This is a genomic window from Noviherbaspirillum sedimenti (assembly GCF_003590835.1).
Lineage (GTDB): Bacteria > Pseudomonadota > Gammaproteobacteria > Burkholderiales > Burkholderiaceae_D > Paucimonas > Paucimonas sedimenti.
Window position 1 is genome coordinate 3620823 of the sequence record NZ_QYUQ01000002.1, and the last position, 15812, is coordinate 3636634.

Sequence of the window (15812 nt, forward strand, 5' to 3'; positions counted from 1 at the left end):
ATGAAACGAAGTGTGCGCTGGTGGTGCGTACTCGGCACTTTGCTGGCTGGTGTGCTGGGCAATACGATCGGCGCCGATCTGGCGCCGGCCGATGCTGAGCAGGCACTGCAGGCACGAGTGATGATGCTGGCCGCCGATCTGCGTTGCGTGGTGTGCCAGAATCAGTCGCTGGCCGATTCCAGCGCCAGCCTGGCGGTCGATTTGCGAGGTGAAATTGCCGCCATGCTGCGTGCAGGAAAAAGCGAACGCGATGTGACCGAGTTCATGGCGCAGCGCTACGGGGATTTCGTGCTGTACAGCCCGCCGCTGCAGCCCACGACCTGGCTGTTGTGGCTCGGCCCGTTCTTGATCATGCTGCTGGGGATGGTGATGCTTTACCGGCATGCGGCCGGCTGGCAGGCGCGGGGGCAGGCTGGTGAAGCTGCCAGTCGCGAGGAGGGCAGTGCATGACGGCGGCGCAGGTATTCTGGGCATTTGCCATCGCCCTGACCATTGGTGCGCTGCTGACCGTACTGCAGCCGACGCTGGCAGGTATTGCCGCTGAAAAAGGCGTGGCGCGCCGGGTTCCGCTATTGGCCGGGCTCGCCATATCGCTGCTGGCGCTGGCGGTATATCTCGCTGTTGGCCGGCCCGACCTGATCGCACAGCAATCCGGCACCGGGTCCGGGGCAGCGCCGCATCACGCAACGATTCCGGAACTGATCAAACGTCTTGAAGCGCACCTGCAGCAACAGCCGGAGGATGCCGATGCCGCGGTCTTGCTGGCGCGTTCCTACTACGCCGCAGCCCGTTTCGATGAGGCGGTGCCGGCGTTCGAACGCGCATTCGCGCTGAAGGCGCCCGCAGCGCCGCAACTGGCCGATTATGCCGATGCGCGCACCGCGCAGAAGGGCGGCGCTTTTGACGCGCAGGCGCAGAAAGCGGTCGAACGCGCGCTGGCGCTTGATGCGCAACATGTGAAGTCGCTGAGGCTGGCGGGCAGCTTCGCCTTCAATGACCGCCGGCCTACCGAGGCGATTGTTTACTGGACGCGCCTGGCGCCATTGCTGCCGGCCGATTCCGAAGAGATGCGCCGTCTGCAGGCCGACATGGCCGAAGCGCGTGCGCAGCTGGCGAGCGGTGCGGCTGTTACGGACAGCAAGAGGCAGATTTCCGGCACCGTAGCGATTGCTCCCGAATTGCAAAAATCGGTGGGCGGCACCGACACGCTCTACGTGTTCGCACGCGGGCTGCAAGGGCCGCCGATGCCGCTGGCCGTCTTCAAGGCAGCGCCTGGACGCTGGCCGGTGGCGTTCACGCTGGACGAGAGCATGGCGGTAATGGGCGGCGCGCGTCTGGGTGACTTGAAAAATGCGATGGTCGTCGCGCGAATCTCGCGGTCCGGCCAGGCAATCGGGCGGCCGGGCGACCTGGAAAGCGGGGCGGTACAAGTGGAGGTGGGCGCTGCCGGCATTCAGCTGTTGATCGAGACGGTCAGGAAATGACGGTGACGCTATGGGCGTTGGTAATCCCGCAATCTCGCGGCATTTTACCAGTGAGCTTCGAGCATAAATAAAATTTGTGCGGCGTAGCGGAGGGCCGCGGCAGCGCGGCCAAACAGATTTTTTTAACAGAGAGTAACTGTCCATGAAACATAAGCTAACAAGCAAGGCTTTGCCTTTCCGAGTTGCGAAGTTCGTACAAACTGCAATGGTGGCATGTGCACTCGCATGCCAATTCCTGAGCGCCCCGGTGCTGGCAGCGCCGAAAGTCGAAAAGCCCGAACTCAAGTTCGGCTTTATCAAACTCACCGACATGGTGCCGCTGGCGGTTGCCTATGAAAAAGGCTACTTCGAGCAGGAAGGTTTGTTCGTTACGCTGGAAGCGCAAGCCAACTGGAAAGTCTTGCTCGACCGCGTGATCTCTGGCGAACTGGACGGCGCCCACATGCTGTCCGGCCAACCACTTGGCGCCACCATCGGCTTCGGCACCAAAGCCGACGTCATCACCGCCTTTACCATGGATTTGAACGGCAATGCCTGCACCGTCTCCAACGATGTCTGGGGGCAGATGAAAAAGGCGGTCCCGATGGAAAAAGGCAAGCCGGTGCATCCGATCAAGGCTGACGCGCTCAAGCCGGTAATTCAAGGCTTCCGCGACAAGGGTATGCCTTTCAAGATGGGCATGGTATTCCCGGTATCCACGCACAACTATGAATTGCGCTACTGGCTGGCAGCCGGCGGGATCCATCCCGGATTCTATGCACCGGATAAGGGCGACGTCACCGGCCAGATTAACGCCGACGTACTGATTTCGGTCACGCCGCCGCCGCAGATGCCAGCGACGCTGGAGTCGGGCACCATCCACGGCTACTGCGTGGGCGAACCGTGGAACCAGCAGGCAGTGTTCAAGGGCATCGGCGTACCGGTCGTGACCAACTACGACATCCGCAACAATGTCTCCGAGAAGGTGTTCGGCGTGACCAAGGCATGGGCAGAGAAGAATCCGAGAACCCACATCGCGGTCGTCAAGGCGCTAATCCGTGCCGGCAAGTGGCTGGATGCGAACAACGGCGCCAACCGCATGGAAGCGGTGAAGATCATTTCGAAGCCGAACTATGTCGGCGCCGACATGGCTGTTCTCGCCAACAGCATGACCGGCACCTTCGAATATGAAAAAGGCGACAAGCGTCCGGCCGCGGATTTCAATGTGTTCTTCCGCTATCACGCGACCTATCCGTTTCAGTCGGATGCAGTCTGGTACCTGACGCAGATGCGACGCTGGGGCCAAATCCCGGAAGCCAAGCCGGATAGCTGGTACCTGGAAATTGCCAAGCAAGTCTATCGCGCCGACATCTATCAGCTGGCGGCAAAGGAGCTGATCGCAGAAGGCAAGATGACCGCGGCCGACTTTCCCGATTTCAGCAAGCATACCGGCTTCCGTCCGGTGCAGCACACCAAGTTCATCGACGGCATCGCCTTCGACGGCCGCAAACCCAACGCCTATATTGACAGTTTCAAGATTGGCTTGAAGGGCAGTGAAAAAGCAAAGTAATGACGAAATGAAGTAACGCACATCGGTAAGGCGGCAGGCAAACGCGATTTGCGCCTGCCGCCGCACCGGCAACGACGCCGGCGCCATCGATTTTTTATCGGCTAAACAAATAAGTGGACTGCAATGCTTAACCAAACGGCAATTTTTTTGGACAAGACAGGACTGACATGGTTTGTTCCCTTCGTGCGGCTGATGGCCGGTGAAAATCCGCGCCAGCAGATGAAAGAGATCATGCTGCAGATCGGTGTCCCGGTCCTGGCTTTCATGTTATTCCTGGTGGTGTGGAGCGTGCTGGCTTCCGGCATCCAGACCAGTTTGGGTACACTCCCCGGACCAGCGCAAGTGGCGGTAGAAGCAAAAGGGCTCATCGACGAGCACTACAACGAGCGCAACAAGGCGGCTGAGTTTTATAAACGCCAGCAAGGTCGTAATGCGCAACTACTGGCCGAAGATCCCAAGGCCCAAGTCTCGATTCGCGGCTGGACGGGCAAGCCGACCTACTTCGACCAGATATTCACCAGCCTCTACACCGTATTCACCGGCTTCGCGCTGGCCACCCTGATCGCGGTGCCGCTGGGCATCCTCTGCGGCCTCTCGCGCACCATGCAGATCGGGCTCAACCCGCTGATCCAGATCTTCCGGCCGGTCTCCCCCCTCGCGTGGCTGCCAATCGTCACGCTGGTTGTCAGTGCGGTTTACGTCAGCTCCGATGACGCCTGGTTTCAGAAATCGTTCATCACGTCGGCCATCACGGTGATGTTGTGCTCGCTGTGGCCGACGCTGATCAACACGGCGCTCGGCGTGTCGTCGATCGACAAGGACCTGATCAACGTGTCCAAAGTGCTGCGTCTGCACTGGACCACCAAGGTCATGAAGATCGTGTTGCCTTCTTCGCTGCAGTTGATCTTCACCGGCCTGCGCCTGTCGCTCGGCGTGGGCTGGATGGTGCTGATTGCCGCCGAGATGCTGGCGCAGAACCCAGGCCTGGGCAAGTTCGTGTGGGACGAGTTCCAAAACGGCAGTTCCAACTCCCTCGGACGCATCATGGTGGCGGTGTTCACCATCGGCTTCGTCGGCTTCCTGCTCGATCGCGTCATGCACACCCTGCAGCAACTGGTGAGCTTCGGCGACCGGGCGCATTGAAAGGACGATGATGATTGCATCCCCCTTAAAAATTTCCGCACCTTCTTCTTTGGTGAATGCCGAAAATATCGCTGCGGTAGAGTCCGCGCAGAAAGGGCCGGCATTGGAGCAGCCCACCCTCGTGCTTGGCGGGCCTTGCCTGGAACTCAAAAACCTGAGCAAGTCATACGGCACTGGCGCCCATATCACACCGGTTTTGCAAAACATCAATCTGCAGATCAAGGAAGGCGAATTCGTTGCTATCGTCGGTTTCTCGGGCAGCGGCAAGACTACACTGATTTCGCTGATGGCCGGCTTGATCACTCCCGACTCCGGCGCTGTGCTGCGCAATGGTCAGCCGATAGCCGGGCCTGGGCCGGACCGCGGTGTGGTATTCCAGAGCTATTCCCTGATGCCATGGATGACCGTGCGTGAAAACGTCGCCCTGGCCGTGGATCAGGTTTTCAAAAATCTGTCCAAGACGGAACGCAAGGCGCAAGCTGAAAAATACATTGCCATGGTCAATCTGACCCAAGCGATGGAAAAGCGCCCAGCTGAACTGTCAGGCGGCATGCGTCAACGCGTCGCCGTGGCCCGCGCCTTGGCCGCTAATCCGGACATCCTGTTGCTGGATGAACCGCTGAGCGCACTGGATGCACTCACCCGTGCAAAACTGCAGGACGAAATCATCCGCATCTGGAGCCAGGAAAAGAAGACCGTCGTTCTGATCACCAACGATGTGGATGAGGGCATCATGATGGCCGATCGGATCATCCCACTGAATCCCGGACCCGGCGCCACCTTCGGGCCGGAATTTCCCGTGACTCTGGCACGGCCACGCGATCGTGCAGGCATGAATCATTCGGAAGACTTCAAGAAAATCCGCAAGGAAGTCACGGAATACCTGATGGATGTCGGAGCGCAGAAAAATGCCAGTGCCGACGACAAGCTGATCAGCCTGCCCAAGGTCATTCCGAATACCAGCAACGAATATCAGAAGGCATTCAAGCCGGATGCTACGCCAGAGAAAAATTCGATGCACCTTGCGCGTTACGTCGAGTTCTCCAAAGTCTCGAAGGTGTATCCGAGCCGCAAGGGGCCGATCAAAGTGGTCGAAGAATTTGACCTGAAGATTCGCAAGGGCGAATTCGTTTCCATCATCGGCCATTCCGGCTGCGGAAAATCGACTGTGCTTTCGATGATTGCCGGCCTGACCGACATCAGCGAGGGCGGCATTTTCCTCGACAGCAGAGAGGTGTCTACAGCCGGGCCGGACCGCGGCATCGTGTTCCAGGCACCCAGCCTGGTCCCCTGGCTGACGGCTTACCAGAACGTCGGCCTGGCCGTGGAGAAAGTGTTCCCGCACGCCAGCAAGAAAGAACGCAACAACATCATTGAGCATTATCTGGAACGTGTTGGTCTGTCGCATGCTGCGCAGAAAAAGGCGTTTGAACTGTCGAACGGCATGCGGCAGCGGGTGGGCATCGCCCGGGCGTTTGCGCTGTCACCCAAACTGCTATTGCTGGACGAGCCGTTCGGCATGCTCGATTCGCTCACGCGCTGGGACTTGCAGGAAGTATTGATGGAAGTGTGGACCCGTACCAAGCTGACCGCCATCATGGTCACACACGATGTAGATGAAGCAATCCTGCTGGCCGACCGCGTCATCATGATGACCAATGGCCCGCGCGCCAAGGTCGGCAAAGTCATGGAAGTCAAGCTACCGCGCCCACGGACACGGAAGATGCTGCTGGAACATCCGGATTACTATAATCTGCGGGAGCAACTACTCAGCTTCCTGAATGAGTGTGATCATGCTTAGGCGTAGCAGTAAACAAGCTGGTGATCTTGATTTGATGGGCGCAGAATTAATTTCCCCCAGCGCTGCCAAACGCATCTGCTAACGACAATATCTTGCCGGTATCGGACGCGTCATATCCGGCAAGTCCATTCACCACTTCACGGAAAGAGGCAGATTGCAGGATACCGATGACTTGCTGGATTAACGGATCATCCAATGCCGCAACCGGTAGCGCAAAAAAGTATCGTTCGCGCACCAACGGGATGAAATCCAGCCCGAAACGCTGTGCTGCCGTTTGCACGCCGAATCCCACCTCCGCCATGCCGCTCGCGATGTAGGCGGCGACGGCGGAGTGCGTGAATTCGGCGCTTTCAAATCCATCGATGTCATTCGGCGAGAGGGATGCGCCTGCCAGCATCAGTTCCAACAGCATTCGCGTACCCGAACCGACTTGGCGATTCACGAAGCGTACGCCGTTCCTGGTCAAGTCATGCAGTCCACGAATGCCTTTCGGATTACCGGGGGCCACGAACAACCCTTGATTGCGTACTGCGAGATGAATCAGGCAGTGCGTTTTTGGGTTGAGCCATCGGGTATAAAGCGCTACTGCAGGACGCTCAAAATCACCCAAAGGCACATGGAATCCGGCCAAATCACACTCCCGTCGCGATAAGGCGGCCACTGCATCCGTGCTGTTCCGGTACCTAAGTTCAATCGGCAGTTTGGCGTCATTAATGGCGTTTAAGAGGGCTGCGACCGCAAAACCATGGCTGGCATGCAAGCGTACCGTCTTGGACTTCCCCGCAGCCGTCTTGTTTAGCTCTCTTTCCAGCTCGGAGGATAAACTTTCCAGTATTGGCGATAAACGCGCCGCGACTCGACGGTCAGCCCATATCAATTTTTCCGCCAATGGCGTCAAGGTTGTCCCGCGCCCGCGGCCCTTGTCCATCAACGTATCGCCAAAAAGTTTTTCCCCATCGCGCAGTAACCCCCACGCGTAACGATAAGACAGGCCGACCGCTTGGGCTGCCTGCGAGATCGATCCAGTGTTCTGTATCGACGTGAGCAATCCAAGCAAAGCTGCGGTATCCAGAGGCAACTCTGCATCGCGGGTGATTTCCCAATGCGGATTAACTTTAACTTTATACATTATGCTGAAATAGTCTATTTGTTAATCAATATTGTGGTGCCAGTCTTCGTAAGAAGATAAATGATAATAACAAAATATGTAATTGAAAGCATATTTTATATAAATCTTGTTCACGTAAATAAGGAGCGAGACATGGCATATTTAGGGAAATGCTGAATTAGGGAAATGCTGAACAATTGAGGTTTCTTGCTCGATAGCCGAGGTCAAGTATCGCCGGAATTTTCCGGCAGCCGGAATTCGTGATGATCAGATGGGGAAGAGGTTTATTCGAGTTTTTCGCTCATGCATCCCAGCTTGTTCTTCGGCAGCGCCTTACGTTTGGAGCGCGACATCGCCACGTGCCAGGTCACTGTTTTATGAAGATTCTCTTTACGCTTTTCCACGCCTTGATAGCCCGCGTCACCGAGTGCCGCGACTTCATCGCCGTGCAGCAGCGCGTGCGCTTGCGTCACGTCCGAGACGTTGCCGGCGGTGCCGATCAAGGTGTGCACGAGGCCCGACGAAGCGTCCACACCGATGTACGCCTTCATGCCGAAATGCCAGTCATTGCCCTTCTTCGACTGGTGCATTTCAGGGGCGCGCTTCTTGTCTTTATTTTTGGGCGGGGGAGGTGAGGCGATCAGCGTGGTATCGACGATGGTACCATCGCGCATCATCAAACCTTTCTCTGCCAAGTGCCCGTTGATCGCGTCGAAGATCTTGCGTGTCAGTTCATTCGTTTCGAGCAGACGGCGGAACTTGAGCAAGGTGGTCGCGTCAGGCGCCGACTCGCGATTGAGGTCGATGCCAACGAAGCCGCGGATCGCCTGGCTGTCGTAGATGGCGTCTTCAATGCCTTCGTCAGACAAACCAAAACACTGCTGGGCCACGTACATGCGCAGCATGCGCGCCAGTCCTATTGGAGGGCGTCCGCCCCCTTGTGGCGGAACCACAGGCCGAACTCGGCCGCGCCGATGTGCGGCAACTGGGATGCCTCAAGGCCGACCGCAAGCTCGAACATCAGCCGGTTTTCCCAGTCAAGCAGCGCGGCACGCTGGCGCTCGCGTTTGGTGGAAACATTCTGCACCACCGAGAACAGCCGGTAGGCTTCTGCGGCGCGGGAGTTGCGGTCATGCGAACTGGCGTAGGCATAGCTCATGATTTCCATGGACAAGTCGATCAGACCGGAAAGCAGTCGTGTGGCGTCGAACTGCTGCCGGCCATCGAACATCGGCTCGGCTTGCAGCAGGTCATGGAATTTTTCTTTCAGGCGGCGCGCGCCGCGAAAGACAAGGTGCATCGGTACTTCGATGCGAGCGTGGACTTAAGCATTCCTTGCGGCGGTTGCAAATCTTTTATGTTTTGAAACAAGAAAGCGGGCACACGCTGTTGCCGGATCGGCAGCAGCGCGATAGCTGATTATGCCGGTAGCGCCTGGATGTGCCAGTCGTAATGGAGGGTAAGTGGTGCATGGTCGGAAAAGCGTTCTTCCTTGTAAATGGCGGCTTGCCTGGCACTTGCTGCAATATTTTCTGTTGCAACATGGTAGTCAATACGCCAGCCGACATTCTTGGCCCAGGCCTGGCCGCGGTTGCTCCACCACGTATAGGCGTCGCCGGTGGTTGCCGGATGCAGCAGGCGATAGGCATCGACCAGGCCCACTTCGTCGAACACGCGGGAGAGCCATGCGCGTTCTTCCGGCAGGAAGCCGGAATTTTTCTGGTTGCTTTTCCAGTTCTTCAGGTCGATTTCCTGATGGGCGATATTCCAGTCGCCGCAAATCACCACTTCGCGCCCGCTGGCGCGCAAGGCCGCCAGATGGGGCAGGAAGGCTTCCATGAAGCGGAACTTGGCCAGTTGCCGTTCGGGGCTGGACGAGCCGGAGGGGCAATACACCGACACCACCGACAAGTTGCCGAAATCGCATTGCACGTAACGCCCTTCGGCATCGAACTCGGGTACGCCGAAACCGGTGATCACTGCATCCGGCTGCGTGCGGCTATACACGCCGGTGCCGGAATAGCCTTTTTTCTCGGCATAGTGGAAATGGCCGACGTAACCCGGTGGCGTGAGGAAAGCCTCGGTCATGTCGCCTGCCTGCGCCTTCAATTCCTGCACGCAGACGAAATCGGCCTGTTGTGCCGCCATCCAGTCGAAAAATCCCTTTTTGGCTGCCGAGCGGATGCCATTCAGGTTGGCTGAAATAATCTTGATCATCGGAAATATTTTGGAAAAATGCTACGAATAGCGAACAGGCGACAGCATACCCCATCCCAACAATTCCCCGCAGGCACGTGCTTTGCATTCATCACTGCATTGGCAGGGCTTCTCCATTTACAATGCCGCTGTGCCGCGCAAACAGGCGTGGAAAAACGACAGAATTCGTCACTTCACACGGTATCGAGGATATTTTGAACAATTTACGTCAGCAATTTATTGAATTCGCAGTCTCCGCAGGAGTACTCAAATTTGGCGGGTTCGTCACCAAGGCGGGCCGTACTTCGCCGTACTTCTTCAACGCCGGACTGTTTAACGATGGCGCCAACCTGGGACAGCTGGCCGATTTTTACGCGCAGACCCTGCTGGATTCGGGCGTCGAATTCGACATGCTGTTCGGCCCCGCCTACAAGGGCATCACGCTGGCCTCGGCCACGGCAGTGGCGCTGGCCGGCAAGGGACGCAACGTGCCGTTTGCCTTCAACCGCAAGGAAGCCAAGGACCATGGCGAAGGCGGCACGATCGTCGGCGCGAAATTGCAGGGCCGGGTGGTGATCATCGATGATGTGATTTCAGCCGGTACCTCGGTGCGCGAATCGGTCGAGATGATCCGCGCCGCTGGCGCTACCCCCTGTGCGGTACTGATTGCACTGGACCGCATGGAACGCGCCGGCACGGACGATGCACTGTCGCCGCATTCGGCGGTGCAGGAAGTCAGCCAGTTGTATGGCATTCCGGTGATTTCGATCGGCAATCTGGCGGACCTGATGGAATATATCTCGGGCGCGGGCGCCGATCCGCAACTGGCGCAGTACAAGGAGGCGATTGCCGCGTATCGCCAGCGCTACGGGGTCGATTGAAAATCCGGCAATTTAACAATTGTTGAACATCCGGCCGGACGCCTCGTTGCAAAATAAGATATTCAAGGGGGAATGCAATGAAAAAAAATAGCAAAAGTCTGCTGGCCGTGATGGGTGTGCTGCTGTGCTTGCCGCTGCTGGCGCACGCTGAAATTTACATTTGCAAGGATGCCAGCGGCAAGACCTTGACCTCTGACCGGCCGATTGTGGAATGCCAGGACCGCAAGATACGGGTGCTTGGCAAGAACGGCATGACCCAGCGCGAGATCGGGCCGCCGCTGACCGAAGAACAGAAGCACCAGAAGCAGGCCGATGATGAAAAGCGCAAGGCGGCCGTTGCTGCTGCGGATGAGCAGCGGCGCCAGGACCGCGCCTTGATGGCGCGCTACGGCAAGGAAGCCGATATCGAGGTGGCGCGGCAGCGGGCGCTGGAGCCGGTCGGCGAGCAGATCCGGCGCGAGCAAGCGTCCGTGCTCATGTCGGAGAAAAAACTGGGGCTGGCCCGCGCCGAGGCCGCCGCCCAGTCCAAGGGCAAGGTGCCGCTCAACCTGCAGCGCAAGATCGACGATCTTGGGCAGGAGATCGTCGACAGCAAGAAGCTGATCGTCGAACGCCAGCAAGAGGTGGTCCAGATCAATAGCAAGTTTGATCAGTCGGTCAAGCGTTTCCGGGAATTGAGCGGGGCCGCCACGCAAACGGTCGCCAGGTGATCCAGGGGCGCAATCGATTTATTAAATTAAAAAGCGGAGCGCCAGGCTCCGCTTTTTTGTTACGCATGACCGACCGTTCAGCCCGCCAGTTTCTTCTTCAGCAATTCCGTCAACTGCGCCGGATTGGCCTTGCCGCGCGAGGCTTTCATGGCCTGGCCGATCAAGGCATTGAACGCCTTTTCCTTGCCGGCCCGGAATTCCTCGACTGACTTGGCGTTCGCCGCCAAGACGTCATCGACAATCTTTTCCAGCGCGCCGGTGTCCGAAATCTGCTTCAGGCCTTTGGCTTCGATGATGGCATCGGCCGCGGCCGCATCGTCCGAGGGCGCTGCCCACATCGCTGCAAAAATTTCCTTGGCAATCTTGTTGGAGATGGTGCCGTCGGCGATACGCTGCAGCAGCAAGGCCAGCTGCTCGGCCTTGACCGGGGACGCGGAAATTTCCACGCCTTCACGGTTCAGGGTCGAGGCGACATCGCCCATCAGCCAGTTGGCGGCCGGCTTCGCCTGTTCGCGGCCAGCTTTCGTCACCACGGCTTCGAAGTAGGCAGCCATCGCCTTGGACTGGGTCAGCACGGCGGCGTCGTATTCCGGCAGGGCGAAATCCTGGATAAAGCGCTCGCGCATCGCCCCGGGCAATTCCGGCATGGCGGCCTTCACGCGTGCGATCCACTCTTGCGCAATCACCAGCGGCGGCAGGTCGGGGTCGGGGAAGTAGCGGTAATCCTGCGCCTCTTCCTTGCTGCGCATCGAGCGCGTTTCCTTTTTGTCCGGGTCGTACAGGCGGGTTTCCTGCACCACGCGGCCGCCATCCTCGATCAGCTCGATCTGGCGCCGCACTTCGTAATTGATGGCTTCTTCGAGAAAGCGGAACGAGTTGAGGTTCTTGATTTCGCAGCGGGTGCCATATTCCTGCTGGCCGACCGGGCGTACCGAGACGTTGGCGTCGCAGCGGAACGAGCCTTCCTGCATGTTGCCGTCGCAAACGCCCAGCCAGGTCACCAGCGCATGCAGGGCCTTGGCATAGGCAACCGCTTCGGCGGCGCTCCTCATGTCGGGCTCGGTGACGATTTCCAGCAAGGGCGTGCCGGCGCGGTTGAGGTCGATGCCGGTCATGCCATGGTAATCCTCGTGCAGCGATTTGCCGGCGTCTTCTTCCAGGTGCGCGCGCGTCAATTGCACGCTGCGCAATTCCGCCTTGCCATCCTTTTCCAGCACGAATGCCACGGTGCCGCCCTGTACCACCGGAATTTCAAACTGGCTGATCTGGTAGCCCTTGGGCAGGTCCGGATAAAAATAGTTTTTACGCGCAAACACCGATTGCGGCGCGATGGTCGCGCCCACCGCCAGGCCGAACTGGATGGCGCGTTCGACCGCGCCCTTGTTCATCACCGGCAAGACGCCCGGCAAGGCCAGGTCCACCGGGCAGGCTTGCGTGTTGGCGGCCGCACCGAAGGCGATCGGCGCGCCGCTGAAAATTTTGCTTTGGGTGGTCAACTGCGCGTGCGTTTCCATCCCGATTACGACTTCCCACTGCATATGTATTCCTCGCTCTATTCGCTATGTTCGCACTGTTCGACTTACACGCCGTCCGGGGTTTTTTGATGGTGCAGCCGCGGTTTTGGGCGGCATGCCGTCCGGCGGCGTAACGGCATCCGCTTGCAAGCGGATGCTCCCATTGCATCACTAGACATCGGTTGGCCTTTTTTGATGCCAGTCGGTCGCCAACTGGTACTGGTGCGCGATATTCAGCAGTTTGGCTTCGTTGAAGTAATTGCCGATGAGCTGCAGGCCGACCGGACGCTTGCCATTCTTGTCGCCCGCCCCAAAACCGCAGGGAATCGACATGCCGGGCAAGCCCGCCAGGCTGGTCGACAGCGTGAAGATATCGGCCAGGTAATTGGCCACCGGGTCGTCGGCTTTGGCGCCCAGGTCCCATGCCACGGTCGGCGTCACCGGTCCCATGATGACGTCGCAGGACTGGAAGGCTTGCTGGAAATCCTGCGCGATCAGGCGGCGGATCTTTTGCGCCTGCAGGTAATAGGCGTCGTAATAGCCGTGCGACAGCACGTAGGCGCCCACCAGGATGCGCCGCTTGACCTCGTCGCCGAAGCCTTCGGCGCGGGTCTTGCAGTACATGTCGGAGAGATCCTTGTAGTCCTTGGCGCGGTGGCCGTAGCGCACGCCGTCGAAGCGCGACAGGTTGGACGAGGCTTCGGCCGGGGCGATCACGTAATACACGGGAATCGACAGCTCGGTCTTGGGCAGGCTGATGTCGACCAGGGTGGCGCCCAGCTTTTCATATTCCTTGAGGGCGGCCCGCACGGCTGCCTCGACATCGGCCGCCAGACCTGCACCGAAGTATTCGCGCGGCACGCCGATACGCAGGCCGGTCAGCGGGGCGTTCAAATCGCGGGTGTAGTCTTCGTCGGCGCGCGGAATGCTGGTCGAGTCGCGTTCGTCAAAGCCGGCCATGGCGTTGAGCAGCAGGGCACAGTCTTCGGCGGTCTGCGCCATCGGGCCGCCCTGGTCGAGCGAGGAGGCGAAGGCGATCATGCCGAAGCGCGACACCCGTCCGTAAGTCGGCTTGATGCCGGTGACGCCGCATAGCGACGCCGGCTGGCGGATCGAGCCGCCGGTGTCGGTGGCGGTGGCGCCTGGCGCCAGGCGCGCGGCAATTGCCGCCGCCGAGCCGCCCGAGGAGCCGCCCGGAATGGCGGTCTTGTCCCAGGGGTTTTTGACGGCGCCAAAGTATGAATTTTCATTCGACGAGCCCATGGCGAACTCGTCGCAGTTCAGCTTGCCCAGGGTGACGGTGCCGGCGGCGTTGAAGCGTTCGACCACGGTGGCATCGAAGGGGCTGACGTAATTTTCCAGCATTTTCGAGCCGGCGGTCGAGCGCCAGCCGCGTGTCACAAAGATATCCTTGTGGGCGATCGGGATGCCGGTCAGCGCAGTGGCGTCGCCGCCCGCCAGGCGGGCATCGGCCGCTTTGGCTTGTTGTAATGTCAATTCTTCATCGACATGCAGGTAGGCGTTCAGGTCGCTTTGCCGGATCCGGCCCAGGTACAGGCTGGCCAGTTCGCTGGCGGAAATGTCGCGGGCGTGCAGCAGCGCCGAGAGTTGTTTGATGGTTTTGGTATGCATGAATTCGCTCAGTAGGCGGTTGTGGCTTATTCGATCACCTTGGGTACCAGGTACAGACCGTCCTGGGTGGCCGGGGCGACTTGCTGGTAGTCGTCGCGGCGGTTGGGCTCGGTGACGACATCCTCGCGCAGGCGCAGCGCCAGATCTTGCTGGAGGGCGGCGATCGGGTGATTCAGCGGCTCGACGCCGGTGGTATCGACGGCTTTCATCTGTTCAACCAGGGCAAAAATGCCATTGAGCTTGTCCAGGGTGGCAGTTGCCTGCGTATCTGTCAGTTCCAGTTGCGCCAGCTTGGCAAGGCGTTTTACGTCAGAGAATTCGAGTGACATGGTCGGGAAAGGGGTAGCCTTATAGGAGCATTTTTAAAAAAGCAAAAAAGCGTTGTAATCCAGCAAAAAACTTACCAAAGCAGCGTATTCCCTGCACATTTTTGGTTTTTCCACGCGCTAATTTAAGCCAGATTATAAGGTAGAATGTCGGGCTATTACCTTGCTGGTGCCGCTTGCGGTGCGGGCACCGGGCGGAATCGGATTTGTGGGATGCATGCCGCTACGCTTGACGCCGTCCCCAATATTTTTAATTTTATTAATTGTTACGCGCATGTTGCTTGCGCGTCAGGGCAAATACATGTTTGGATTTCTACGCGGCTACTTTTCGAACGACCTGGCCATCGATCTGGGCACGGCCAACACGCTGATTTATGTGCGCAGCCTGGGCATCGTGCTCGATGAGCCGTCGGTGGTGGCGATTCGCCAGCAGGGCGGGCCGAACGGCAAGAAAACCATCATGGCAGTCGGCCAGGAAGCCAAGCAGATGCTGGGCAAGGTGCCAGGCAATATCGAGGCGATCCGGCCGATGAAGGATGGCGTGATCGCCGACTTTACCGTCACCGAGCAGATGTTGAAGCAATTCATCCGCATGGCGCATGACTCCAAACTGTTCAAGCCTAGCCCGCGCATCATCATTTGCGTGCCGTGCGGCTCGACCCAGGTCGAGCGCCGCGCCATCCGCGAATCGGCGCTGGGCGCCGGCGCCTCCCAGGTGTTCCTGATCGAGGAACCGATGGCAGCAGCGATCGGCGCGGGCCTGCCGGTATCGGAAGCGACCGGCTCCATGGTGGTCGATATCGGCGGCGGCACCACCGAAGTGGGCATCATCTCGCTGGGCGGCATGGTGTACAAGGGCTCAATCCGTGTCGGTGGCGACAAGTTCGATGAAGCGATCGTCAACTACATCCGCCGCAATTACGGCATGCTGATCGGCGAACAGACCGCTGAAGCGATCAAGAAGGAAATCGGTTCCGCCTTCCCGGGTTCCGAAGTCAAGGAAATGGAAGTCAAGGGCCGCAACCTGTCCGAAGGCATCCCGCGCTCGTTCACCATTTCGTCCAACGAAATCCTCGAAGCCCTGACTGACCCGTTGAACAACATCGTCTCGGCCGTCAAGAACGCGCTGGAACAGACGCCACCGGAACTGGGCGCCGATATTGCCGAAAAGGGCATGATGCTGACCGGCGGCGGCGCCCTGCTGCGCGACCTCGACCGCCTGCTGATGGAAGAGACCGGCCTGCCGGTAATCGTTGCCGAAGACCCGCTCACCTGCGTGGTGCGCGGCTCCGGCATGGCGCTTGAGCGTATGGACAAACTCGGCTCGATCTTCTCTTACGAGTAAGGCGGCGCTTTTTGTTCAATGTGCCGCACAAAACTTTGTTCGCGGCAAGCTGTCGAAGGAAATGTCAGGCGGGTACGTCCCGCCTGTTTTATTGCAAGTCCATTCAATTGTCATTCCTCTAAT

General features: G+C 58.8%; 14 protein-coding genes and 1 pseudogene. 8 read left to right on the forward strand and 7 right to left on the reverse strand.

Annotation, left to right across the window (positions count from 1 at the left end):
* The 5 genes from D3878_RS16855 (at position 1) to D3878_RS16875 (ending at position 5977) form a co-directional block, all read left to right on the forward strand.
* On the forward strand, positions 1-450 hold the full coding sequence (locus D3878_RS16855; protein WP_119786538.1) for a cytochrome c-type biogenesis protein: 450 nt from the start codon (positions 1-3) through the stop codon (positions 448-450).
* Entirely contained in the window at positions 447-1484 is a 1038-nt protein-coding gene (locus D3878_RS16860; RefSeq protein ID WP_119786539.1) for a tetratricopeptide repeat protein, read from the forward strand. Before D3878_RS16855 ends, D3878_RS16860 begins: the two co-directional genes overlap by 4 nt.
* Before the next feature lie 142 nt (positions 1485-1626).
* On the forward strand, positions 1627-3033 hold the full coding sequence (locus D3878_RS16865; RefSeq protein ID WP_119786540.1) for a CmpA/NrtA family ABC transporter substrate-binding protein: 1407 nt from the start codon (positions 1627-1629) through the stop codon (positions 3031-3033).
* Between the two features lie 147 nt (positions 3034-3180).
* A complete protein-coding gene (locus tag D3878_RS16870) occupies positions 3181-4176 on the forward strand; it encodes an ABC transporter permease (RefSeq protein WP_199688192.1) in 996 nt (331 codons plus the stop codon).
* A gap of 7 nt (positions 4177-4183) precedes the next feature.
* Positions 4184-5977, forward strand: a complete 1794-nt coding sequence (locus D3878_RS16875) for an ABC transporter ATP-binding protein (protein WP_199688193.1) — start codon at positions 4184-4186, stop codon at positions 5975-5977.
* Between the two features lie 46 nt (positions 5978-6023).
* On the opposite strand, the gene D3878_RS16880 is transcribed toward D3878_RS16875, so the two are convergent.
* From D3878_RS16880 to D3878_RS16895, 4 genes and pseudogenes are all read right to left on the reverse strand, one after another.
* Positions 6024-7106, reverse strand: coding sequence for a substrate-binding domain-containing protein (locus tag D3878_RS16880; RefSeq protein WP_119786542.1), 1083 nt, complete (start codon positions 7104-7106; stop codon positions 6024-6026).
* Between the two features lie 305 nt (positions 7107-7411).
* A pseudogene (locus tag D3878_RS16885) lies at positions 7412-8023 on the reverse strand (IS5 family transposase); the annotation flags it as partial.
* Positions 8002-8385, reverse strand: coding sequence for a globin family protein (locus tag D3878_RS16890; protein WP_119786543.1), 384 nt, complete (start codon positions 8383-8385; stop codon positions 8002-8004). The pseudogene D3878_RS16885 and the gene D3878_RS16890, both read right to left, overlap by 22 nt.
* Positions 8386-8504: 119 nt before the next feature.
* A complete protein-coding gene (locus D3878_RS16895) occupies positions 8505-9302 on the reverse strand; it encodes an exodeoxyribonuclease III (protein WP_119786544.1) in 798 nt (265 codons plus the stop codon).
* A gap of 194 nt (positions 9303-9496) precedes the next feature.
* Here D3878_RS16895 and pyrE point away from each other — a divergent pair, with 194 nt between their 5' ends.
* Together pyrE and D3878_RS16905 are read left to right on the forward strand one after the other, a co-directional pair.
* Positions 9497-10162 carry an orotate phosphoribosyltransferase gene (pyrE, locus tag D3878_RS16900; RefSeq protein WP_119787965.1) on the forward strand — a complete coding sequence of 222 codons (666 nt, stop codon included), beginning with the start codon at positions 9497-9499 and terminating at the stop codon, positions 10160-10162.
* A 77-nt stretch (positions 10163-10239) separates the two neighbouring features.
* Positions 10240-10872 carry a DUF4124 domain-containing protein gene (locus D3878_RS16905; protein ID WP_119786545.1) on the forward strand — a complete coding sequence of 211 codons (633 nt, stop codon included), beginning with the start codon at positions 10240-10242 and terminating at the stop codon, positions 10870-10872.
* Positions 10873-10949: 77 nt separating this feature from the next.
* Here the strand turns inward: D3878_RS16905 and gatB are convergent, their stop codons facing one another.
* The 3 genes from gatB to gatC form a co-directional block, all read right to left on the reverse strand.
* On the reverse strand, positions 10950-12410 hold the full coding sequence (gene gatB, locus D3878_RS16910; protein ID WP_119786546.1) for an Asp-tRNA(Asn)/Glu-tRNA(Gln) amidotransferase subunit GatB: 1461 nt from the start codon (positions 12408-12410) through the stop codon (positions 10950-10952).
* Positions 12411-12557: 147 nt separating this feature from the next.
* Positions 12558-14018: an Asp-tRNA(Asn)/Glu-tRNA(Gln) amidotransferase subunit GatA gene (gene gatA / locus D3878_RS16915; protein WP_119786547.1), complete on the reverse strand. Its 1461-nt coding sequence runs from the start codon at positions 14016-14018 to the stop codon at positions 12558-12560.
* 26 nt (positions 14019-14044) lie between these two features.
* On the reverse strand, positions 14045-14347 hold the full coding sequence (gene gatC, locus D3878_RS16920; RefSeq protein WP_119786548.1) for an Asp-tRNA(Asn)/Glu-tRNA(Gln) amidotransferase subunit GatC: 303 nt from the start codon (positions 14345-14347) through the stop codon (positions 14045-14047).
* Between the two features lie 298 nt (positions 14348-14645).
* Here gatC and D3878_RS16925 point away from each other — a divergent pair, with 298 nt between their 5' ends.
* A complete protein-coding gene (locus tag D3878_RS16925) occupies positions 14646-15689 on the forward strand; it encodes a rod shape-determining protein (RefSeq protein WP_119786549.1) in 1044 nt (347 codons plus the stop codon).
* The last annotated feature ends 123 nt before the right edge of the window (positions 15690-15812 follow it).